Origin of the sequence: Nocardia sp. SYP-A9097 (assembly GCF_009649815.1) — a bacterium.
Taxonomy (GTDB): domain Bacteria; phylum Actinomycetota; class Actinomycetes; order Mycobacteriales; family Mycobacteriaceae; genus Nocardia.
Window position 1 is genome coordinate 135,694 of the sequence record NZ_WJIC01000016.1, and the last position, 20,720, is coordinate 156,413.

General features: G+C 66.3%; 23 protein-coding genes. 11 read left to right on the forward strand and 12 right to left on the reverse strand.

What is annotated here, in order from left to right; all coding sequences use genetic code 11:
• Positions 1 to 52: 52 nt before the first annotated feature.
• From GFY24_RS27720 to GFY24_RS27735, 4 genes are all read left to right on the forward strand, one after another.
• Positions 53 to 502: a DivIVA domain-containing protein gene (locus tag GFY24_RS27720; protein WP_153808029.1), complete on the forward strand. Its 450-nt coding sequence runs from the start codon at positions 53 to 55 to the stop codon at positions 500 to 502.
• Positions 499 to 1,065, forward strand: a complete 567-nt coding sequence (locus GFY24_RS27725; protein ID WP_153808030.1) for a DNA-3-methyladenine glycosylase I — start codon at positions 499 to 501, stop codon at positions 1,063 to 1,065. The genes GFY24_RS27720 and GFY24_RS27725 overlap by 4 nt, the downstream gene beginning before the upstream one ends.
• A gap of 165 nt (positions 1,066 to 1,230) precedes the next feature.
• Positions 1,231 to 1,398 carry a DUF3117 domain-containing protein gene (locus GFY24_RS27730; RefSeq protein WP_006554284.1) on the forward strand — a complete coding sequence of 56 codons (168 nt, stop codon included), beginning with the start codon at positions 1,231 to 1,233 and terminating at the stop codon, positions 1,396 to 1,398.
• Positions 1,399 to 1,545: 147 nt separating this feature from the next.
• Positions 1,546 to 2,367, forward strand: a complete 822-nt coding sequence (locus tag GFY24_RS27735) for a putative RNA methyltransferase (RefSeq protein WP_153808086.1) — start codon at positions 1,546 to 1,548, stop codon at positions 2,365 to 2,367.
• On the opposite strand, the gene glgA is transcribed toward GFY24_RS27735, so the two are convergent.
• Positions 2,364 to 3,521, reverse strand: coding sequence for a glycogen synthase (glgA, locus tag GFY24_RS27740; protein WP_153808087.1), 1,158 nt, complete (start codon positions 3,519 to 3,521; stop codon positions 2,364 to 2,366). The genes GFY24_RS27735 and glgA overlap by 4 nt on opposite strands.
• Positions 3,522 to 3,808: 287 nt before the next feature.
• On the opposite strand from glgA, the gene glgC reads away from it, so the two are divergent.
• Positions 3,809 to 5,023 (forward strand): glucose-1-phosphate adenylyltransferase, encoded by a 1,215-nt coding sequence (gene glgC, locus GFY24_RS27745; protein WP_309231420.1) that lies wholly within the window; start codon positions 3,809 to 3,811, stop codon positions 5,021 to 5,023.
• A 101-nt stretch (positions 5,024 to 5,124) separates the two neighbouring features.
• Positions 5,125 to 6,306, forward strand: a complete 1,182-nt coding sequence (locus tag GFY24_RS27750; RefSeq protein ID WP_153808032.1) for a hypothetical protein — start codon at positions 5,125 to 5,127, stop codon at positions 6,304 to 6,306.
• Between the two features lie 48 nt (positions 6,307 to 6,354).
• Here the strand turns inward: GFY24_RS27750 and GFY24_RS27755 are convergent, their stop codons facing one another.
• The 6 genes from GFY24_RS27755 to GFY24_RS27780 form a co-directional block, all read right to left on the reverse strand.
• The gene (locus GFY24_RS27755) at positions 6,355 to 6,780 is read right to left on the reverse strand and encodes a hypothetical protein (protein WP_153808033.1); all 426 of its coding nucleotides are present in this window, start codon (positions 6,778 to 6,780) and stop codon (positions 6,355 to 6,357) included.
• A gap of 78 nt (positions 6,781 to 6,858) precedes the next feature.
• Entirely contained in the window at positions 6,859 to 7,077 is a 219-nt protein-coding gene (locus GFY24_RS27760) for a hypothetical protein (protein WP_153808034.1), read from the reverse strand.
• Between the two features lie 147 nt (positions 7,078 to 7,224).
• Positions 7,225 to 8,883 carry an ABC transporter permease gene (locus tag GFY24_RS27765; RefSeq protein ID WP_153808035.1) on the reverse strand — a complete coding sequence of 553 codons (1,659 nt, stop codon included), beginning with the start codon at positions 8,881 to 8,883 and terminating at the stop codon, positions 7,225 to 7,227.
• Entirely contained in the window at positions 8,880 to 9,833 is a 954-nt protein-coding gene (locus tag GFY24_RS27770) for an ABC transporter ATP-binding protein (protein WP_153808036.1), read from the reverse strand. The genes GFY24_RS27765 and GFY24_RS27770 overlap by 4 nt, the downstream gene beginning before the upstream one ends.
• Positions 9,830 to 10,465, reverse strand: a complete 636-nt coding sequence (locus GFY24_RS27775) for a TetR/AcrR family transcriptional regulator (protein ID WP_153808037.1) — start codon at positions 10,463 to 10,465, stop codon at positions 9,830 to 9,832. The genes GFY24_RS27770 and GFY24_RS27775 overlap by 4 nt, the downstream gene beginning before the upstream one ends.
• A gap of 252 nt (positions 10,466 to 10,717) precedes the next feature.
• The gene (locus tag GFY24_RS27780) at positions 10,718 to 11,365 is read right to left on the reverse strand and encodes an O-methyltransferase (protein WP_309231421.1); all 648 of its coding nucleotides are present in this window, start codon (positions 11,363 to 11,365) and stop codon (positions 10,718 to 10,720) included.
• 235 nt (positions 11,366 to 11,600) lie between these two features.
• On the opposite strand from GFY24_RS27780, the gene sigE reads away from it, so the two are divergent.
• The 5 genes from sigE (at position 11,601) to GFY24_RS27805 (ending at position 15,628) form a co-directional block, all read left to right on the forward strand.
• On the forward strand, positions 11,601 to 12,272 hold the full coding sequence (gene sigE / locus GFY24_RS27785) for an RNA polymerase sigma factor SigE (RefSeq protein ID WP_194853043.1): 672 nt from the start codon (positions 11,601 to 11,603) through the stop codon (positions 12,270 to 12,272).
• A 71-nt stretch (positions 12,273 to 12,343) separates the two neighbouring features.
• Positions 12,344 to 12,727: a hypothetical protein gene (locus tag GFY24_RS27790; RefSeq protein WP_153808090.1), complete on the forward strand. Its 384-nt coding sequence runs from the start codon at positions 12,344 to 12,346 to the stop codon at positions 12,725 to 12,727.
• Positions 12,728 to 12,737: 10 nt separating this feature from the next.
• Positions 12,738 to 14,327 (forward strand): S1C family serine protease, encoded by a 1,590-nt coding sequence (locus GFY24_RS27795; RefSeq protein ID WP_375336110.1) that lies wholly within the window; start codon positions 12,738 to 12,740, stop codon positions 14,325 to 14,327.
• 4 nt (positions 14,328 to 14,331) lie between these two features.
• Positions 14,332 to 14,733 (forward strand): Sec-independent protein translocase protein TatB, encoded by a 402-nt coding sequence (gene tatB / locus GFY24_RS27800; RefSeq protein ID WP_309231422.1) that lies wholly within the window; start codon positions 14,332 to 14,334, stop codon positions 14,731 to 14,733.
• Positions 14,734 to 14,791: 58 nt separating this feature from the next.
• Complete coding sequence (locus GFY24_RS27805; protein WP_153808038.1) at positions 14,792 to 15,628, forward strand: hypothetical protein; 837 nt, start codon at positions 14,792 to 14,794, stop codon at positions 15,626 to 15,628.
• A gap of 103 nt (positions 15,629 to 15,731) precedes the next feature.
• Here GFY24_RS27805 and GFY24_RS27810 read toward each other — a convergent pair whose 3' ends face one another.
• The 5 genes from GFY24_RS27810 to GFY24_RS27830 form a co-directional block, all read right to left on the reverse strand.
• Positions 15,732 to 16,661, reverse strand: a complete 930-nt coding sequence (locus tag GFY24_RS27810) for a glucosyl-3-phosphoglycerate synthase (RefSeq protein WP_153808039.1) — start codon at positions 16,659 to 16,661, stop codon at positions 15,732 to 15,734.
• Positions 16,658 to 17,530, reverse strand: a complete 873-nt coding sequence (folP, locus tag GFY24_RS27815; protein WP_153808040.1) for a dihydropteroate synthase — start codon at positions 17,528 to 17,530, stop codon at positions 16,658 to 16,660. The genes GFY24_RS27810 and folP overlap by 4 nt, the downstream gene beginning before the upstream one ends.
• Before the next feature lie 62 nt (positions 17,531 to 17,592).
• Positions 17,593 to 19,362 (reverse strand): long-chain-acyl-CoA synthetase, encoded by a 1,770-nt coding sequence (locus tag GFY24_RS27820; RefSeq protein WP_309231423.1) that lies wholly within the window; start codon positions 19,360 to 19,362, stop codon positions 17,593 to 17,595.
• Positions 19,359 to 19,910, reverse strand: coding sequence for a TIGR00730 family Rossman fold protein (locus tag GFY24_RS27825; RefSeq protein ID WP_309231424.1), 552 nt, complete (start codon positions 19,908 to 19,910; stop codon positions 19,359 to 19,361). Before GFY24_RS27825 ends, GFY24_RS27820 begins: the two co-directional genes overlap by 4 nt.
• On the reverse strand, positions 19,904 to 20,701 hold the full coding sequence (locus tag GFY24_RS27830) for a TIGR00730 family Rossman fold protein (RefSeq protein ID WP_153808042.1): 798 nt from the start codon (positions 20,699 to 20,701) through the stop codon (positions 19,904 to 19,906). The genes GFY24_RS27825 and GFY24_RS27830 overlap by 7 nt, the downstream gene beginning before the upstream one ends.
• Positions 20,702 to 20,720: the final 19 nt, after the last annotated feature.

Here is a 20,720-nt window from a genome sequence, read left to right on the forward strand (position 1 = left end):
TCCGCCGGGCCGAACTGTGTCCGCGCCCGGGTCGGCACCTAAGCTCGGGAGCATGCTCACGCTGCTTCTGTATGTGCTGATCGTCGGCTTGGTGGCCGCATTGCTGTTCCTGGTCGTCAGTGCGCTGTTCGGACGGTCGGAGGAGCTCGGGCCGCTACCGGAGGGAACCACGGCCACCGTGCTGCCGGCCGAGCGGATCAGCGGTGCGGATGTGCGGGCCCTGCGCTTCCAGCAGGTGGTGCGCGGTTACAAGGCCGGTGAGGTCGATTGGGCGCTGACTCGGCTCGCGGCGCGAATCGACGAACTCGAATCGCAGCTGGCGCACGCGGTCTCCGGCGATCAGCGGTTGGAGGTCGTCGTCTCCAATGGTGCGGCATTGCCCGCTGAGACGCCCGTACCCCGCCGCGTGGCACCGGAGCCGACCTCCGATGTGGCCGCGCCATTGCCGGAGGTGCTGCCGGGGCACACCGACGACGCCTCCGCCGAGCCGGGTGCCCGATGACCGAGCCGAGCGACGGCAAGATCCGCTGCGGCTGGGCCGACGGGTCACAGCTGTACCGGGACTATCACGATCGGGAGTGGGGCCGCCCGGTGCACGGGGATGACGCGCTGTTCGAGCGGGTGTGTCTGGAGGCATTCCAGTCGGGTCTGTCGTGGATCACGATTCTCAGGAAACGCCCGGCCTTCCGCGCGGCCTTCGACGACTTCGTGATCGAGCGGGTGGCGCGTTTCGGTGACGCGGACGTGGAACGCCTCATGGCCGATCCGGGCATAGTTCGCAATAGCGCCAAAATCCACGCCAGCATCCACAATGCGCGGGTCACACAGGATCTCGGCAAACCCCTGGACGAGCTGCTCTGGTCCTTCGCCCCGACGCATGGAAAGCGGCCACGCGCGATGGCCGATGTGCCCGCCGTCACTGCCGAATCCACCGCTCTCGCAAAAGAACTGAAGCGACGCGGATTCAAGTTCGTCGGGCCCACCACTGCGTACGCACTCATGCAGGCGACCGGGATGGTAGACGATCACATCGCCGATTGCTGGGTGAATGTCGGGACTCCCTGAGCGCCACAACGGTCGGTTTTTGGAACTCAGGTACCCGCCCCGATCCGCGATAGGGAAGAATGGTCATGGTGTAGCCCGCCACATGTCGGCGGGCTGCCTGGTTGGTGACAACTGGAGTTCCATGAAAGTGCGCAGAAATCCGCGCAGATCTGGAGGGAGCAGAGGATGGCGGCCATGAAGCCCCGCACCGGGGACGGTCCCCTCGAGGCAACCAAGGAAGGGCGTGGAATCGTCATGCGGGTTCCACTCGAGGGTGGCGGGCGTTTGGTCGTCGAGCTCACACCGGAGGAAGCTGCGGCACTGGGTGACGAACTCAAGAGTGTCACCAGCTAGTTGCCAGACTTGCCAGTGCCGGTGAGTAATCCGCCTCTCGGGGCGCTCGGGAGCTGCACGCCCGAACCCCCGGGTCGAGGACGCGAGGAGTCGCGGCTCACCGGCGCATCGGTTCAGACCGGACACCCCCGCGGCCCGGCCGATCGTTTGATCGCCTGTGCCGATCTACTGTCCTGCCCGGAGTGCGGACAGGACCTGACCGCTCGCGAGCGCAGCCTGCGCTGCCCCCGCGGCCATAGTTTCGACATCGCCAAACAGGGCTATGTCAGCCTGCTCACCGGCGCTTCCACCAAGATGACCGGCGACACCCCCGACATGCTCGACGCCCGCGCGGCCTTCCAGCAGGCGGATCACTTCCGGCCGATCGCCACCGCGATCACACGGGCGGTCCCGGCCTCCGCGAACGCCGTCCTGGAGATCGGCGCGGGCACCGGCTACTACCTGGCAGCCGTTCTGGATGCGGTGTCACGGGCCCGTGGCATCGCGCTGGACGTCTCGAAACCGGCTGCCCGGCGCAGCGCTCGCGCACATGACCGCGCGGGTGCGGTGCTCGCCGATGCCTGGCGCGGGCTGCCATTGCGCGATGCCGCGGTGGATACGGTGCTGTCGATTTTCGCGCCGCGCAATGCCGAAGAGGTCGCGCGGGTGCTCGCCGCCGATGGCCGTTTCATTGTCGTCACCCCCACCCCGCGGCATTTGGCGGAGTTGATCGAACCGCTCGGCATGGTGAGTGTCGATGCGGCAAAAGAAGATCGCCTGGCCGGTTCGCTGGGTGATCGCTTCGAACTTCTCGACCGCACCCCGGCCGAGTATCGAATGTCGCTGACACACATCGATATCGCGAATGTGTCGGCCATGGGCCCCTCGGCTTTCCATGCCGCACAGCAGCGCGCCGAACGGATCGCGGCACTGCCCGAACCATTCGAAGTAACCGCGTCGGTGACTGTTTCGAGCTACCGCCCGCGCTAGATTTTGCGGACCTCGTCGTAGATCTTCGCGGTCTGCGCGGCGATCTGATTCCAGTCGAAATCGGCGATGGCGCGCGCCCGGCCGGCCGCACCCATATCGGCGGCGGCAACAGGATCGGCGGCGACCCGGCTGACAGTGTGCGCCAGCGCGCGTTCGAAGGCGTCGGGGGCGTGCTCGTCGTAGTGCACGAGCCGGCCGGTCTCGCCCTCGGCGACCACCTCCGGAATACCGCCGACATCCGAGGCCACCACGGCGGTACCGCAGGCCATGGCCTCCAGATTCACGATGCCGAGCGGTTCGTACACCGAGGGGCAGACGAAAACCGTTGCGGCGGCTAATACTTGCCGCACCAGTTCGGTGGGCAGCATTTCCCGCACCCAGTACACGCCGTCCCGGGTATCGCGTAGTTCGCGCACCGCACCGGCCACCTCGGCCTCCATGGCGGGCGTGTCGGCGGCCCCGGCCACCAGCACCAGCTGGATATCCGGGTCCAGATGCCGGGCGGCGCCGAGCAGGTGTGAGACGCCCTTCTGCCGGGTGATGCGCCCCACGAACGCGGCCATCGGACGATCCCGCCGCACACCCAGTTCGCCGAGAATGTCGCGGGCATCGGCCGCGGGTCCACCCGGATGCCAGACCTCGGCGTCGATTCCGTTGTGCACCACATGCACTTTCGCGGGATCGATATCCGGATACGCCGCGAGCACATCGGCGCGCATACCCGCGCTCACCGCGATCACGGCATCGGCGTAGGTCATGGCATTGAGCTCGGACCAGGAGGAGAGCCGGTAGCCGCCGCCGAGTTGCTCGGCCTTCCAGGGCCGTCGCGGTTCCAGCGAATGTGCGGTCAGCACATGCGGAATCCCGTACAGCTCGGCCGCGAGATGCCCGGCGAGGCCGGTGTACCAGGTATGCGAGTGCACCACATCCGAGCCACCGGAGGCATCGGCCATCCGCAATTGCGCGGACATCATCTGCAACGCCGAATTCGCGGCATACAACATCGGATCCGCCTGGTGCACCACGGCATCCGGGCGCGGCACACCCATACAGTGCACGGTCACATCGCACAGTCGCCGCAATCGCGGCACCAGTTCGGTGACATGCACACCCGCCCCGCCGTACACCTCCGGCGGGTACTCGCGGGTCATCATCGCGACTCGTAGTCCGCGCCCGCTGTCCACGCCGTAACTCACCGACTCAAACTACAGCCTGCGGCCGCTCCCACGGTGCTGACGCCGGACTTCGCACGGCCCCGCACCGCCCCGCACGGAGCCCGTCGGAGAGCATCCCACTCAGTTCGCGGCCCGGTTCGGTCCTGGAGCGGCCGAGTGGAGGAGTGAGGAAGCGAGCCTGAAAGGGCCGCGAACCGCGACGCCGCAGGCGGCGCAGATAGGCACAGTTCATTCGGGGTTCTCCCGAGAGCGGTAGTTTGGCGAGTGTGAGGAGCCAGCCGCACGTACTCGGAATCGTGCTCGCCGGTGGCGAGGGCAAGCGACTCTTTCCGCTCACCAAGGATCGCGCCAAGCCGGCGGTGCCGTTCGGGGGCGCTTACCGGCTCATCGATTTCGTGCTGTCGAATCTGGTGAACGCGGGATATCTGCGGATCTGCGTCCTCACCCAGTACAAATCGCACTCGCTGGACCGGCATATTTCGCAGACCTGGCGGCTCTCGGGTTTCGGCGGCGAGTACATCACCCCGGTGCCCGCACAGCAGCGTTTGGGCCCGCGCTGGTACACCGGCAGTGCGGACGCAATCATGCAGTCGCTGAATCTGATCTACGACGAGGACCCCGAATACATCGTGGTCTTCGGCGCGGACCATGTGTATCGGATGGATCCCGAGCAGATGGTGCAGGCGCATATCGAATCCGGTGCGGGCGTCACCGTGGCGGGCATTCGCGTGCCGCGCAGTACCGCGAGCGCGTTCGGCTGTATCGATACCGACGAATCCGGGCGTATCACCGGCTTTCTGGAGAAGCCCCTGCAGCCGCCCGGCACGCCGGACGATCCGGATGTCACCTTCGCCTCGATGGGCAATTACGTCTTCTCCACCAAGGTGCTGGTGGACGCGATTCGCGCGGACGCCGACGACAATGACTCCGACCACGATATGGGCGGCGACATCATTCCGAGTCTGGTGCGCGCGGGCGCGGCCGCCGTCTACGACTTCGGCGGCAACGAGGTGCCCGGCGCGACCGACCGCAGTCGCGGCTACTGGCGCGATGTGGGCACCATCGACGCCTTCTACGAGGCGCATATGGATCTGGTGTCGGTGGACCCGGTCTTCGATCTCTACAACCGGCACTGGCCGATTCGCGGCGCGGCCGAAAACCTGCCGCCCGCCAAATTCGGTCACGGCGGACTCGCACAGGAATCGATCATCGGCGCGGGCAGCATTCTGTCCGCGGCCACGGTCCGCAATTCGGTGCTCTTCTCCAATGTGATGGTGGAGGACGGCGCGACCGTCGAAGGCAGTGTGCTCATGCCCGGCACGCGGATCGGCCGGGGCGCGGTGGTGCGGCACGCGATCCTGGACAAGAACGTGGTCGTCTCCGCGGGCGAGATCATCGGGGTGGATCTGGATCGCGATCGGGACCGGTTCGCGGTCAGCAATGGCGGCGTCGTCACGGTCGGTAAGGGCATCTGGGTGTGAGCCGGTCCGCGACGCGCGGATAACGGTGGACAGCGGTCTCTCCGGGTCCGAAAATCGGTGGGTGGAGCGCCGCCCCGCCGGGCCGCGCGGGAGGGATGAGCATGAACCGCGCAACGAGGGTCATCACCACGGTCACCTGTCTGGCCCTGACGGCCACGCTGGCGGGATGCGCGCAGCAGGGGACCGCCGTCGCCGGGGAGATGGATGTACGCACCCTGGACGCGGGCACCTATCCGGTGAATCGGTACACCTACGACCGCAATTCGAACGGTAAGGGCCCGATGCTGGAGGCCATGCGGATGGCCGATGCGGTGACCCCGACGGTGAAAGTCGATCCGAGTCTCAAGGTCGGCCGCGGTGGCATCGTGCTGACCGAGATCGCCGATGTGGTGAGCGTCAGCCACCTGTCCTCCTCGGCCAAACCGGTACTGCAGAATCGCGGCTTCATCGCCGGATTCGCCATCAGCGGTTCCGATCTGCCCGATCCCGCCGGATCGAACGCCCCGGACCCGGCCGGTACCACCGTGACCATCCGACTGCTGCGCTTCCCCTCCTCGGACAATGCCAAGCTGGCGGCGAAGGAGTTGGAGGACGCCGACTTCAATGTGGCGCTGGACCAGAACAAGAAACTGACCCTCGCGGACTATCCGGATGCCTTCTCGCACTGGCGACCCGGTGTGGGAAGCATCGGTGTTGTCATGGCGCGCAAGGAGTTCGTGATCTCCATCTTCGCCTCACGACCCAAGGCGGATCAGGCGGATCTGCTGTCCTGGGCCAAGAAATCCCTCGACGCCGAGGTACCGGCGGTGGACGCGTTCACCCCGACACCCGCCGACAAGATCGATGCGCTACCGGTCGACCCCGATCGGCTGCTGGCTCGAATCCTGGTGCCCGACAGGGAAAATCACACACCCGATCCGGACAACTTCGCGGTGTACGGCGCGAATATGCTCATCCATCCCGCCGGAGACGAGGCGCTGCGCCAGCGACTGGTCACCGATACCGGGATGGATGCCATGGCGCTCACCGAGGACGGATACCTGTTCCGCACCCGCGACGCGCGCGGCGGGATCGATCTCACGGCCGGGTTGATCAGCAGCCTCGGCGAGACCGCGATCAGCGCACCGGACAAGGTGCCGGACACCAAATGCGTGCAGCACAGCGGGTCCTACCGGTGCTATGTGGTTTACAAACGCTATGTGGGCGTGGTGACCGCCGACAGCCAGGACCAGGTGCGGAAGAAGGCGACGGCGGAGTACGTACTGCTGGCCAATAGTTTGTAGATGGGCGGCGGTGGATCCCGGCCAAAAGCATGCCGGGATGACGGGGGCTCAGAAGCGGATGATGTCGGCGTCGAGGGAGCGCCAGGCGGCGGGACGGGCGGGGCGGCGCTCGCAGTCGGAATCCGTTGCGGCAGGGGCGATATCGTGCCGCTCCGGGGCATGACCGTTGCGCGGCGGCATATTCGCGGAGTGCCGTCCGGAGTGGGTGTCGTCCCGGAAGCGGTAGTCACGGAATCCGAAGGGCTGCAACAGGGCCCGCAGGAATGCCGGGCTGTCCTCCGGCCTGACGGTGCGTTCCTCGCCGATAATGTCGACACCCTGGTGATACCAGACCCGCGCGACCAGGCCCTCGACCGGATCGACCACGCGGAAACTGGCGTGACCGTCGGCGGTGAGCCGGAATTCGGCAATGCGCCGCCACTGTCCGGACTCACGCAGATACAGACCGACCACCGCCGGAGTCCGCTGGCTCATGGAAAACCTCGCTCATAGCACTTTTCCCTGGAGTATCCGCGGCGGCCCCGTTGTAATCTTCCTGTGGCGCAGGAGCGTTCAGTTCGAGTACACCGGCGCGACGGTACGAGCGCCACAGAACGGTTCGCACGGCCCCGGCGTCGAAGGCACCGTATGCGATTGATCGTCGAATCGCGCGCCGCTGACCAGCAGTAGCACCAGCAGGGCCGTGCAGACCACCAGGCCGAAAATCACCAGCGCGGGCCACAGCCATCCGGCCGGTAGATGTACACCGAGAACCAGTCCCTCGAGTCCCATCCCCCACCTCCTTAAATCGGTCTCCTCTCGTGGTACCACCCGCGGCGCACCCGAAGCCACCCCTGCGACTGCCTCAGCACTGCCCCTGACCGAAATCACACGGCGGCCGCGAACCGCGGGCAACGGTTCGCGGCCGCCGGAGACGGTTCAGCGCAGGTCGCGCCGGCGGAATCCGATGAGCCCCAGCACAATCAGCGCGGCGGCGATGACCAGCAGGATCAGCACCGGGACGGCATCGAACCCGGCACCGGGCACCTTGGGCAGATGCTCGAACGGTTCGAGATCGCGGAGCCATTGCGGGGCACCGGAGATCGCGCCGAGCAGGAAGACCGCGATGGCGGCGGTCAGCACACCCCACGCCACCGACGTCCAGCGCGGTGCCAGACCGAACAGCGCCACCGTGATTCCGGTGAAAATCCACACCGCGGGCAGCTGGACGAGCGCCGCACCGAGCACTCCCGGCAGCTTCCCGCCGATATCACCGGCCGCGCGCCCGTATACGATTCCACCGAGCAGTCCCGAAACCAGCAGTGCCAGTGCCGGTCCCGCGAGCGCGAACACCAAATGCGAAGCGACCCAGCGCGTTCGCGACACCGCACCGGTGAGCAGAGCCTCGGCGTGATCGGCGGTCTCCTCCGAATACAGCCGCAGCGCCGCCGACACCGAGTACGCGGCCGCCGCCACACCGATCATGGTGAACGCGTAGGTGATCATCGAATTCTCCAGCGAGGCAGAACCACCCATCCGGGTGATCAGATCCTTGATGGACTGACTGCTGCCCAATTCGTCGCCGATCCCGTGCACCACACTGCCGATGATCAACCCGTACAACCCGAGACCCACCGTCCAGGCGATGAGGGTGCCGCGCTGCAATCGCCAGGCGAGCCCGAACGGACCGCTCAGCGCCGGTCCGGCGGCAGCCGCGCCGGGCCGCTCCGCGATCAGACCCGCACCCAGATCCCGGTGCCGCAGTAGCGAATACGCGAGCAGCGTGAGCAGGACGACCACGGCCACATGCAGCAGCAGTACCGCGAAGTGATTACCCGCGAACGGCCGCACCTGGAGAGACCAACCCTGCGGCGACAACCAGACCAGCGGACTGGTGGGTCCGGCTCCGGCACGGGCATCGCCGATGGCGCGCAGGGTGAAGGTCCCGCCCAGCACCGCGAAGGCCATACCGCGCGCCGATCGCGCGCTGGTGGTCAATTGCGCGCACACCGCGGCCACCGCCGCGAAGACCGCGCCCGATCCGGCCAGGGCCAGTCCGAAGGCCAGCGATCCGGCACGGGCGTCATCGCCGGTGAGCTTGCTGCCGGACAGGCTCAGGAAGCCGATCACTCCGGTGGCCAGCGCACCGCCGTAGCCGACGATGAGCGCCGCGGTGAGCCCCGCGTAGCGCCCGACCCGGGTGGCGGCCACCAATTCCCCACGGCCCGTTTCCTCCTCGGCGCGGGTGTGCCGGATGAGGGTGAGAATCGTGGCGATGGCGACGAGGGTGTAGAACATCCCCGCCTTCCAGATGCCCACCGCCCCGAGACTGGTGTTGTACACCGGCCCGTACATGGCCAACTGGGCCGGACTGGAGAGAATCGAATCGGCGAAGCTCGCACGATCGGCCTCGCTCGGGTACACGCTGACAATGCTGTTGATATAGACGCTGCCCAGCGGCAACGAGAGCAGCAGTATCCACAGGGGCAGCACTATCCGGTCGCGCCGCAGATACAGTCGCAGCATCTGCCCGGTGCCGGTGAATTCGGTTGACCGCAACGGCCTTTCGATGGCGCGTGGCGCGGTGATGGTGGTCATTTCGCGGCCTTCTGCAATTCGGCGGAGTCCCGGCCGGCTGCGGCGGCGTCTTCGCCATTGAGCGAATAATGGCGCAGGAAAAGCTCTTCCAGCGTCGGCGGCGCACTGACCAGGCTGCGCACCCCGGCATCGCCGAGCACCCTGATGAGCTCGCCGAGGTGTTCACTGTCCACCTGGCAGTGCAGCGTGTGATCCTCGAAGCCGATATCGGCGACACCCGGAATCCGGCTGAGATCGCCTGGGTCACCGATCATTTCGGCGGTGATGGAGGTGCGGCTCAGATGCCGCATGGACGCGAGCGTCCCGGACTCCACCGTGCGCCCCGCGCGAATAATGGTGACCCGCTGGCACAGCGCCTCCACCTCGGAGAGGATATGACTGGAGAGCAGCACCGTGCACCCGCGCTGCGACGCCTCGTGCACACATTCACGAAATGTCTGCTCCATCAAAGGATCCAGACCCGAGGTGGGCTCATCGAGTAGGAACAGCCGGGCATTGGACGAGAAGGCCGAAACCAGCGCCACCTTCTGCCGATTGCCCTTGGAGTAGGTGCGCGCCTTCTTACGCGGATCGAGCTCGAACCGTTCGATGAGCTCGGCGCGGCGCTGCTGATCCAGCCCGCCGCGCATACGCGCCAGCAGATCGATGGTCTCGCCACCGCTCAGCGACGGCCACAGCGTGACATCGCCTGGGACATAAGCGATATCGCGGTGCAGGGCGACCGCGTCGGTCCACGGATCGCGCCCGAGCACCACGGCCTCGCCGGAGGTGCGGGACAGGATCCCGAGCAGTACCCGAATGGTGGTGGACTTGCCCGAACCATTGGGTCCGAGAAAGCCGTGCACCTCCCCCTCGGCGACCTCCAGGTCGAGTCCGTCGAGGGCATGCACCTGGCCGAAGTTCTTGTGCAGATCCCGGACCGAGATGGCCGGGGTGGCCGGAGCGTTCATGGAGTCTCCTGTGTGAGGGTGTCCAGCATCATGGAGTCGGTGAGCAGTCCATTGGTGTAGATCTCGAGCGCGGGCAGCGTCATGTGATCGGCATACTCGCGCAAGGCTTTTCGATAATCGATGCGGCCTTCGTGCTGAGCCGCGTACAGCTGCAGGAACATCACCATGCCGCCACCGTTGGTGGTGGCGATATATCGGGCGGTGGCCTTCAAATCCCTTGGGGCCCGGTAGGTTCCGGCGGCTATCCCGGCGCGCAGGTACCCTTCCACGTCCTCGACCATGTGCTCGAAGAAGCTGATCAGCAGATCCCCGCCGGATTGGAAGCTGCGTAGCAGGTAGGCCATATGCGGCGCGAATTCCTCGATCTCCGCCATCTGTTCCAACAGCCCATTGGGTGAAGGACGCTGTGCGAATTCGACTTTCGCGGCCCGCACCACCTCCCGGACATGCTCATCGCACGCTGCGCGCAGCCCTTCCTTGGACCCGAAGTGGTGATTGACCAGACCGGGCGACACTCCCGCCGCGGCGGCAATGGCCCGCACCCCCACCCCGAAGCCCTGCTCCCCGAAGGTGGTGATCGCGGCATCGCGAATCCGGGCCCGGGTGGTCAGATCCTCAGAGGCTGAACGCATGTTCAATAGATTAAACACTCGTTCAATCCGAAGGCAAGACCCGCGCCGTATAAAAATCGCAAAGCTTGCGAAATACACGTGAGCGCGGAAAATACACGCGCGGAAGACTTCTCCGACACCGCATACTGCGATGCGGAAATTCCCCGCGGGGAGAACAATCAACGCAGCTCAGACGCGCTTTCAGCCCTTCGAGGCACAGTACTTTCGACCTCGCGAGGCACCGTGCCTTCTACCCGCGAGGCACTGCGCTTTCTACCCGCGCGAGGCGCAGAGCAGCCCGTCACCGACCGGGATCAGCACACTCGTCAGCGCCGGATCCTCGGCAATCGCCCGGGTCGCCGCGCGCACGGCCTGCGTCTGTGGATCACGCTGCGCCGGATCGGGCACCCGCCCGCCGAGCAGCGCGTTGTGCAGCAGAATCGCGCCACCCTCGCGTAGTAATCGCACCGCCTGCGCCACATACTGCGGATGCTCCAGCGGCGCGGCATCGATGAACACCAGGTCGTAGGCCCCATCGGCCAAGCGCGGCAATACATCCAGCGCGCGGCCGTTGATCAGCCGGGTGCGCGCGGGCGCGATCTCGGCCGACCGAAACGCCTCGCGCGCGGCCCGCTGATGCTCGGGTTCGGAGTCGATGGTGGTGAGCGTGCCGTCCTCGCGCATGCCGTCGAGCAGCCAGAGACCGCTCACCCCGGCCCCGGTGCCGACCTCGACCACCGCCCGGGCGCCGAGCAATTGGCTGTACATACTCAGCAGTGCCCCCACCGAAGGGGGTACAGGGGCCGCGCCGAGTTCGACGGCGCGTTCGCGCGCGCCGATGAGTATCTCGTCCTCGGCGACGGATTCCTCCACGTAGGCGAGGTTGCGCTGCAGGTTCGATGCCGCGGGAGTCTGGCTCACGGCTATGAGGCTAATGGCGCGGGACCGGGAAAGCCCGGCGGTGACCGGCCGGTGTGGCGATTTTTCTCAGGTGTCCCTCAGCCAGCACATATGCCGGCCACATCGGGACCGGCAAGAGTATTGCCAAGTCAGGCCAGCGACTTCGGCCCCGGCGATCGGGAACAACGCGACCCACCAGGTCGGTTGTACACGAAAACCGGGATTGAGGTCCCGAGTAGGAGGTAATCCCATCCACATGGTCGACGCGGCACGCGAACCCGCAATCCTGCCCGTGCAGGACATCACCTTGGACGGCACCACAGTGTTCGACGAGGATCTCGACGCGGCTGCCCTCAGCGGCACCGCTGCCTTCGATGCCACCGGTGACCGCACCATGATGCCCACCTGGGACGAACTGGTCCGGGAACACGCCGACCGCGTGTACCGCCTGGCCTACCGTCTCACCGGCGATCAGCAGGACGCCGAGGATCTGACCCAGGAAACCTTCATCCGGGTGTTCCGCTCGCTGCAGAACTATCAGCCGGGCACCTTCGAGGGCTGGTTGCACCGCATCACCACGAACCTGTTCCTGGATATGGTGCGCCGCCGCAACCGGATTCGTATGGAAGCACTGCCCGAGGATTACGACCGAGTGCCGTCCGAGGGCCCCGGCCCCGAGCAGGTCTATCACGACGCCAACCTCGACCCGGAACTACAGGCCGCGCTCGATTCACTCGCGCCGGAGTTCCGTGCCGCGGTGGTGCTCTGCGATATCGAAGGTCTGTCGTACGAGGAGATCGGCGCGACGCTCGGCGTCAAGCTGGGTACCGTGCGCAGCCGGATCCACCGAGGACGTCAGGCACTCAAAGAACACCTTGCGCATAATGGAGTGGAGCGGCGTTTCGCCGCCGCCGAGAACGCCGGGTGAGCGAGCGGGCAGTGGGCCCGCGCACCGGCATTCCCGATGCAGCCGAGGTGGTCCGGAAGGGTGTGCAGCTTATGAGTGGCGAGGACAGAACGCCGCGTCCGCCTCGTTTCGCCCCGACCGAGCATCTGGCCAGTGAGGCCATTGCCGCGTATGTCGACGGCGAATTGCGGATGAACGCGTATCTACGTGCCGCTCATCATCTTTCCGTGTGCATCGAATGCGCGGCGGAGGTGGACGCCCAGCAACAGGCCCGCATTGCGCTACGGCAGTCCTCCGATCAGATTTCCGCGCCCATGCGCCTGCACGATTCACTCAGCCGTATCCCGCTTTCGGAACTTCCCGTGGCGGAAACGCTGAATACCGAGCGCGGAACCTTCGCTCGCGGAGCGAACTTCGTCGGGCTGCGCCAAGATTCGTTCGACAGCAAACGGTGGACATCCTGGTGGCGCAAGTAGAGTTCATCGGGTGACCACCGAATCGAAGAACACGGGCCCGGTTCCGGGTGAGGGGCCCGCGGCGAACACCCTGCCGAATTCTGCGCAGGCTTCGGATTCGGCGGCCGATCGGGGGAACCTGAGGCCGTCGGACGCACCGGTCCTGGGGCCGCGACCGGTTTATCGGCCGCAGGTCGACACGCACACCGCGCGCGCCTTCCGCCGCCCGAGTGGGCAGCACGGATCGTTCTCCCCGCGCACGGCCGCCGCCGCTGCCGCGGCCGCCGCACAGGACGGCCCGCAGGTACAGAACCGCCCGCCGGACGCGGTACTCGCCGAGGCATTCGGCCGCCCCGCCGGATCCGAGGAGGTGCTGCAGCGCGATCCCGAGGCCAAGGCCGAAGCGGCCGCGGCCGCCGCACCCGCCGATCCGTGGCGGGACCCGAATTCCGCTGCGCGCCTGGGCTCCCCCGCCGTGAGCACGCCGGTGGCCCAGCCGTTCACGCCGGGTCGGCTGCTCTCCGCCCGCGATGTGCTGTTCGGCAGCAAGGTCGCACCCAAGGCACTGGTCATTCTCACCGGTATCGCGCTGGTGATCGGCTTGGCCGGTGGCCTGGTGGGACGGCTCACCGCCGAATCCACCTCGGCGCTGACCTCGCGCAAAGTGGCGCTGCAGTCGACGGATTCGACGAATGCGTCGCACGGGCAGATTTCCAAGGTCGTGGACGCGGTCATGCCCGCGATGGTCACCGTGCGCGCCTGGGTCGGCGATTCCGGCTCCACCGGTTCGGGTGTGGTGATCGACGGGCAGGGCTACATCGTCACCAATAATCACGTGATCTCCCTCGCCGCCAATGACAAGAGCGGCAAAGCCCAACTGCAGGTGGTCTTCTCGGACGGCACGCGGGTGCCGACCAGCATTGTCGGGCGCGATATCAAATCCGATCTGGCCGTGCTCAAGGTCGATGTGAAGAACCTGTCGGTGATTCAGCTCGGCAATTCCGATGATGTGAAGGTCGGCGACGATGTGCTGGCCATCGGCTCACCGCTGGGCCTGGAGAAGACCGTCACCTCCGGTATCGTCTCGGCGCTGCACCGACCGGTGAAGGTCGGCGGCGAGGGCACCGACACCAATGCCACCCTCGATGCCGTACAGACCGATGCCGCCATCAATCACGGCAACTCCGGTGGCGCGCTTGTGGATATGCAGGGCCGGCTGATCGGCATCAACTCGGCTATCAAGTCCGAGAGCGGCGGATCGGTGGGGCTGGGCTTCGCGATTCCGGTGGATCAGGTGAAACGGATTTCGCAGGCGCTGATTCACGACGGCCGGGTGTTCCACCCGCGCCTGGGCGTGAGCGCCAAGACCAAGATTGTCGCCAATGATGTGATGAGCGGTGCCGCGGTCGCCGATGTGCAGGCCGGTAGCCCGGCCGCCAAGGCGGGCATTGTCGAGGGCGATGTGATCGTGAAGGTCGGCGATCGCGATGTGTCCGGCCCGGAGGAATTGACAGTCGCGGTGCAGTCCAACGAAATCGGGCAGACAGTGAATGTGCGACTGATTCGAGACGGGCGCGAGGTCGACGTGCCGGTCACCCTGGAATCGGATAAGGCAGAATAAACCTGTGTTCAGCAATATCAGCTGGGGCGAGTTGTTGATTCTGCTCGTCGCCGCCCTGGTGATTCTCGGTCCCGAACGTTTACCCGGGGCCGTGCGCTGGACTACCCAGAGCCTGCGGCAGGTGCGTGATTACGCCAGTGGCGCGACCCAGCAACTCAAGGATGAGCTGGGTCCGGAGTTCGACGAGATCCGTAAGCCGCTGGAGCAGTTGAACGAACTCCGCGGTATGAATCCCAAGACGCTGGTCACCAAACACCTCCTCAATGGCGACGATTCATTCCTCTCGGGCAATTTCGACAAGCCCGTCAGCTCCACGAGCAGCGGTTTCGAAGCATCCGCCATGCCGAAGCCGCAGAAACCGCTGGAACGCAACGAACGTCCACCGGTCGATCCGGACGCCACCTAGACCAACTACGTCAAGCGGTCTAGACACCAGGAGCTGTTCAGGTATCTAGACTGCGCTCATGTCGGCCGACGAGGTGGCACGGGTGTTCGCGATCGAAGACAAGGTCGAGCGCCTCAAAGCCGCCACCGATGGCGTGGCGGCGGCGCAGCAGCAGATCAATGAGCTGACGCGAATCCGCCGCGCCGTAATCCGCGAACTACACGCCGAGGGCTGGACGTTCGCCAGAATCGGCGCGGCCGCCGGACTATCCCGCGCCCGCATCCATCAGGTGAGCACCCAGGGACCCGTACCCGAAGGACTCTTCTTCGGACACGGGCCACTCACGATTCTCACCCCCGACGTGCGCAGCACCACCCGAGCCATCGCCCTGGTCGGCGCGCCGGACGCCGCCGCACCACACCGGCTCGTGGAGCTACTGCGCGAACTCGGCTTCACCGCGACCGTCCAGCGATTCCTGCCCGGCCGCCCCCTGGACCTGGACCGCGACGGCCTCATCGTGCTCGGCGGACCCGAATTGTCACCCAGCCTGCGCTATCTGGTCGCCGCCGACCCCCGCCTGCGCCGCACCGTCGCCCGCGCCGGACGCGTTCGCCGCGGCATCGAGGACCGCGCCGCACGCCGCGTCTACCGCCCTGGCGGCACCGAACCCTACGACATCGCATACCTGGCCAGACTCCCCCGCCCCGACGGCAAGGGAACCGTCCTTGTCATAGACGGCCTGCACCCGCCGGCCTCCCTCGGCGCAATCCGGCTACTGGCAACAAGGTTGGCGACCCTGCACGAACGCGCGGCCACCCACCCCTTCTCGGCGGTGGTCGGCGTCCGCTACGACCGCAACACCGGCGAGCCCATCGAGGCCGACCTGCTCACCCCGATATACCGCCACGACCGATAGCCGACCGAGGAAAACGGCGCGCGCGACCGTCACCCCGGCACGGACTCCCTCGTGGGCTACGCCGGTATGACGGGTTGGGCTACGCCGGTATGGCGAGAGGTTGTTACGCCGCGGCCCATTCGGGCCGGAGTGTATTCATCGGGGGCCGGTCTGCCAGTGAGACTTCCGTGGCCTGAGCCGTGAATTCACCACTGATCAGCGGGAATTGGGTCAGCGCCGCACCCGAGTCGGAGACACCCGCGCGACCCAGAACCGTGCCCAGGATCTGCCGGCTCATCACACCGAGTTCGGATAGCGGGCGGTTACGGTGTTGGCGCACACCGAGATTCACCTGACCGATGGCCGCGAGCCCCAGCATGTCGTGGGTATCGAGCAGCAACCCGATCTCCACGCCGTAGCCGGGTGCGAACGGCACAGCGGTGAGCAGCTCCCTGGTGCCCGCGTACTCGCCGCCCAAGGGCTGCAGCACATTCGAGAGCGCGGGCCGCAGCGCCGAGAGCAGTGGCCGGGCCACCAATTCCGTGACGCGACCGCCGCCATTGTCGTCGATGGTCGCGCCCTGCCGCAGCGGCCGCCGGTAATACGCCTTCACCAGGTGCATTCCGTCGACCGTGAGCAGCGGCCCGAGCAGTTTCGGCACGAACAGGGGGTCCGGGTCGATCAGGTCGGAGTCCACGAACGCCACCAGATCACCGGATGTGACGGCCAATGACCGCCACAGCACCTCACCCTTGCCCGGTACGGGATCGAGTTCGGGCACCGCCTGTTCGCGGGTGACCACGCGGGCTCCCGCCGCCGCTGCCAGCTCGGCGGTGGCATCGGTGGAACCGGAGTCCAAGACCACGAGTTCGTCCACCAGCGTGCCCAGCAGCGGCCGAATGCTGGCCACCACGGTCGCGACCGTGGCTTCTTCATTGAGTGCGGGCAGAACCACCGAGACGGTGCGGTCGCCCTTGGCGGCCACCAGCTCCTCGACGGTCCATTCGGGACGATCCCAGGTATTGGTCGTTACCCAACTATTCATGCTGTTCATGCCAGACCTCGCAGGGTGCGGGCGGGTGGGCGCGTGCCCTGTATCGCGGCGATCATGTCCACAACGCGTCGGGTGGCTGCCACTTCATGTACCCGGAAAACTCGAGCACCCGCGGCGGCCGACCATGCAGTCGCTGCCAATGTGCCCTCCAATCGCTCGGATAGCTCGACACCAAGAGTCTCTCCGATGAAATCCTTATTACTCAGCGCCATCAAGACAGGCCATCCGGTATTCACAAGAACGTCCACAGACCGCAACAAATCGAGCCCGTGATACGTGTTCTTGCCGAAATCATGCGTGGGATCTATCAGAATCGAATCTTTCGAAACCCCGGCGGCGACCGCATTCTCGGCCGCCGCGACAACGGTTTCAGTGACCTGCGCCACAACATCGTCATAGCGCACCCGATGCGGCCGGGTCCGCGGAATTGCGCCGCCGGTGTGACTGCACACAATTCCGGCGTTCAACTCGGCGGCGACATCGACCAGTCCGGGATCCGCCCCGGCCCAGGTGTCATTGATCAGATCCGCGCCGGCGCATACCGCGGCCCGCGCCACATCCGCCCGCCAGGTGTCGATACTGATCAGCAGGTCCGGGAATCGCTGCCGGATAGCCGCCACGAACGGCACCACCCGCCGGGACTCCTCCGCGGCATCCACATCGCTACCGGGTCCGGCCTTCACCCCGCCGATATCGACCAGATCGGCGCCCTCGCCGACCGCGCGCGCGACGGCGGCCATGGCGGCCTCATCGCTGAAGGTCGCACCCTTGTCATAGAACGAGTCCGGCGTCCGGTTCACGATCGCCATCACGAGCGCCCGATCCGTCGCCACCGGCTTCCCGCACAATGTCGGCAACGGCGCACACATGACCCCGACTGTACCGACCGCTGTCACTCCCCTGCTGGGCAGCCGACCGGGACCGCGACCGTTCAGCTACGCGGGGCTCGTCCCGCCGCGACCTCGCCGGTGTAGCCGTCGTAGGCGGGAACGTAGCCGTCGGTGCGGCCCGCCAGGACGTAGAGGGTGCTGGTGCCGTCGGGGGTGAAACCCTGATTGCGGAGTTCCACCTTGCGGGACTTGAACGTCGAGGTCTGTTCGAGCTCGGGAACTATCCGAATAAGCAGGGGCACAGCGTAACTGGGGAGACGGTCGTAGAGGGTTTTCGCGGCGACCCGACCGTCGAAGACCGCGTCCTCGGCAAGAGTGATCGCGGCCATGCCCGCTTTGCCGTCCGCGCCGGGGATATCCACGCCGTAGACGACCGCTTGGACCACCGCGTCTATACCGTCGAAAGCGCCTTCGACCTCGGTGGTGGCGACGTTCTCGCCCTTCCAGCGGAAGGTGTCGCCGAGACGATCGACGAAGGCGATATGGCCCCAGCCCTGATCGCGAACCAGGTCGCCGGTGTCGAACCAGCAGTCGCCGGCGGTGAACCCGTCCCGGACGAGCTTGGATTCCGTTGCGGCACTGTCGGTATAGCCGTCGAACGGGGAACTGGCCGTGACCTTGGCCAGCAGCAGGCCGACGCCGCCGGTGCGCACCCGGCGGAGCTTGCCGTCCGGGGCTCGCTTTGCCCTACCGGTGGCATCGTCGTATTCGACCACCGCGAATGGCAGCGGCGTGAAACCCGCGGTGCGGTCCAGGGTGAACGCGTTGATGAAGGCGACATTGCCTTCGCTCGCACCGTAGAACTCGACGATTCGCTTGATACCGAAGCGATTTCGGAATTCGTCCCAGATCTCCGGGCGCAGCCCGTTACCCACCGCGAGACGGACGGTGTGCTCGCGGTCGGTGCGGTGGGCGGGCTGATTGAGCAGGTAGCGGCAGAGTTCACCGATATAGATGAAGGCGGTGGCCTGATTGGCGATGGCCTCCTCCCAGAACCGCGACGCCGAGAACTTGCGTCCCAGTGCGAGTGTCGCGCCACCGGAGATGACCGAGGACAGCGCCACCGTGAGCGCGTTGTTGTGATAGAGCGGCAGGCAGCAGTACAGGGTGTCGCCGCCGTTCAGGCGCACCCCCAGGCCGCCGATACCCGCCATGGACTTGGTCCAGCGCATATGGGTCATGACGCTGGCCTTGGGTAGGCCGGTGGTGCCGGAGGTGAAGATCAGATAGGCGCGTTCCCCGCCCCGGATCTGTTCGCACACAGGCGGATTCGAGTCGTCGGCGGTGCGGGCGGCCGTCGCCAGCTCCTTGGACCACAGCACCGCGGGGCGCGGACCCGTGAGGGTGTCCAGGGTGTCGGCGCACTCCTCGCCGATCACAGCCAGGGCCGAGTTCAGCAGTCCGAAACTGTGCTGCAGCACGGCATCTCGCTGATTGCTGTTCAGAAGTCCGGCCGTCGCACCGAGTTTCACCACCGCCAGCACGGTGAACAGCGCCTCGGGGCGATTGGCCATGAGGATGCCGACCACATCACCGCGCTGGACGCCACGCTCGGCCAGCACGCGCGCGTACCGGTTGACCTCGGAATTGGCTTCACCCCAACGGTATTCGCGACCCTCGAAACGCAGGAACGGGCGCTCGGGGTGCCGGGCGGCGGCACGCTGGAAGAACAATCCGATCGACGCCCTCGAATCGGATTTCACCAGCATGTGCACCGCATTGCGCGCCATACCCGGCAGCTGCGTCGTCATACCGGGCAGGCTGAGCGCCAGATCCAGCAGGCGCACCTTCGAACGGGCGTCGTTGTTCACAGCTCGGGGTCCAGTGCCTCGAAGGCCGCGGCCAATTCCCCGGTCACCACCACCCGGTCGAGTACTTCGCGACCGGCGAAACCGCGCTCGCGCAACTCCTCCAACCAGGCGAACAGGCCGCGATAGTGCCCGTCCGGATCGAGGACGACCACCGGCTTGTCGTGCATGCCCAGGTAGGCCCCGGTCCAGGTCTCGAAGAGCTCCTCGAGGGTGCCGAGGCCGCCGGGCAGGGTCAGGAAGGCGTCGGCACGCTCATCCATGACCTGCTTCCGCTCCCGCATGGAGTCGGTGACGATCAGCTCATCGGACTCCACATCCGCCATTTCGCGGTGTACGAGCTTCTTGGGAATGACGCCGACGGTCTTCGCGCCAGCCGCACGCGCGGCCGTGGCGACCGCGCCCATCATGGAGACGTGTCCGCCACCGGAGACCAATTGCCAACCGCGGCGGCCGATTTCGGCCCCGACCAGGCTGGCGAGCTCCAGTGCGGCGGGATCGGCGACGCTGGCCGAGCAGTACACGCACACCGAATACGGTTCGCTCACCACTGATCTCCCCTAGCTCCGGCGGCATCCATCTCCGCACGCTGCTCCGCGGCCGCGAGCACCAGGCTCACCACCTCGTCCACACTGTCGGTGACGTGCACCAGATTCATATCACCGGGTGCGATCTTGGCGGTGCCGAGCAGTGACTCGCGCAGCCAATCCACCAGTCCCGCCCAGTATTTGGTGCCGAACAGGATGATCGGGAACTGATTGATCTTATGAGTCTGCACCAGCGTGAGCGCCTCGAACAGCTCGTCCAGGGTGCCGAAACCGCCCGGCAGACAGACGAATGCCTGCGCGTACTTCACGAACATGGTCTTGCGCGCGAAGAAGTACCGGAAATTGATACCGAGATCCACCCACTCGTTCAAATGCTGTTCGAACGGCAACTCGATACCGAGCCCGATGGAGTACCCGCCCGACTCGGACGCACCCCGATTGGCCGCCTCCATGGCCCCCGGACCGCCACCGGTAATGACCGCGAACCCTGACCGCGCCAGCGCGCCACCGATCGCGACACCCGCGTGATACTCCGGCGACTCCGGCACGGTGCGCGCCGACCCGAACACCGCGACCGCCCGCGGCACCTCCGCCAAAGCGCCGAAGCCCTCGACGAATTCGGCTTGGATACGCAGCACCCGCCACGGATCGGTATGCACCCAATCCGCAGGTCCCCGCTCATCCAGGAGGTGTTGATCGGTGGTCCCGATCCCGACCGCCCGATCCCGCCGCAGCCTTATCGGACCACGAAACCGTTGATTCTTCGACCCGGGGATATCAGCCTCAGCAGACATGCAGCCACCGTACTGTGTC

Coding starts and splice junctions, on each gene's coding strand:
- GFY24_RS27730 (WP_006554284.1), top strand. CDS start 1,231: ATGGCGGCCATGAAGCCCCGCACCGGGGACGGTCCCCTCGAGGCAACC.
- GFY24_RS27830 (WP_153808042.1), bottom strand. CDS start 20,701: ATGTCTGCTGAGGCTGATATCCCCGGGTCGAAGAATCAACGGTTTCGT.
- GFY24_RS27765 (WP_153808035.1), bottom strand. CDS start 8,883: ATGACCACCATCACCGCGCCACGCGCCATCGAAAGGCCGTTGCGGTCA.
- GFY24_RS27810 (WP_153808039.1), bottom strand. CDS start 16,661: ATGAACAGCATGAATAGTTGGGTAACGACCAATACCTGGGATCGTCCC.
- GFY24_RS27775 (WP_153808037.1), bottom strand. CDS start 10,465: ATGCGTTCAGCCTCTGAGGATCTGACCACCCGGGCCCGGATTCGCGAT.
- sigE (WP_194853043.1), top strand. CDS start 11,601: ATGGTCGACGCGGCACGCGAACCCGCAATCCTGCCCGTGCAGGACATC.
- GFY24_RS27770 (WP_153808036.1), bottom strand. CDS start 9,833: ATGAACGCTCCGGCCACCCCGGCCATCTCGGTCCGGGATCTGCACAAG.
- folP (WP_153808040.1), bottom strand. CDS start 17,530: ATGTGTGCGCCGTTGCCGACATTGTGCGGGAAGCCGGTGGCGACGGAT.
- GFY24_RS27725 (WP_153808030.1), top strand. CDS start 499: ATGACCGAGCCGAGCGACGGCAAGATCCGCTGCGGCTGGGCCGACGGG.
- GFY24_RS27755 (WP_153808033.1), bottom strand. CDS start 6,780: ATGAGCCAGCGGACTCCGGCGGTGGTCGGTCTGTATCTGCGTGAGTCC.
- GFY24_RS27720 (WP_153808029.1), top strand. CDS start 53: ATGCTCACGCTGCTTCTGTATGTGCTGATCGTCGGCTTGGTGGCCGCA.
- GFY24_RS27760 (WP_153808034.1), bottom strand. CDS start 7,077: ATGGGACTCGAGGGACTGGTTCTCGGTGTACATCTACCGGCCGGATGG.
- glgA (WP_153808087.1), bottom strand. CDS start 3,521: ATGATGACCCGCGAGTACCCGCCGGAGGTGTACGGCGGGGCGGGTGTG.
- GFY24_RS27750 (WP_153808032.1), top strand. CDS start 5,125: ATGAACCGCGCAACGAGGGTCATCACCACGGTCACCTGTCTGGCCCTG.
- GFY24_RS27790 (WP_153808090.1), top strand. CDS start 12,344: ATGAGTGGCGAGGACAGAACGCCGCGTCCGCCTCGTTTCGCCCCGACC.
- GFY24_RS27805 (WP_153808038.1), top strand. CDS start 14,792: ATGTCGGCCGACGAGGTGGCACGGGTGTTCGCGATCGAAGACAAGGTC.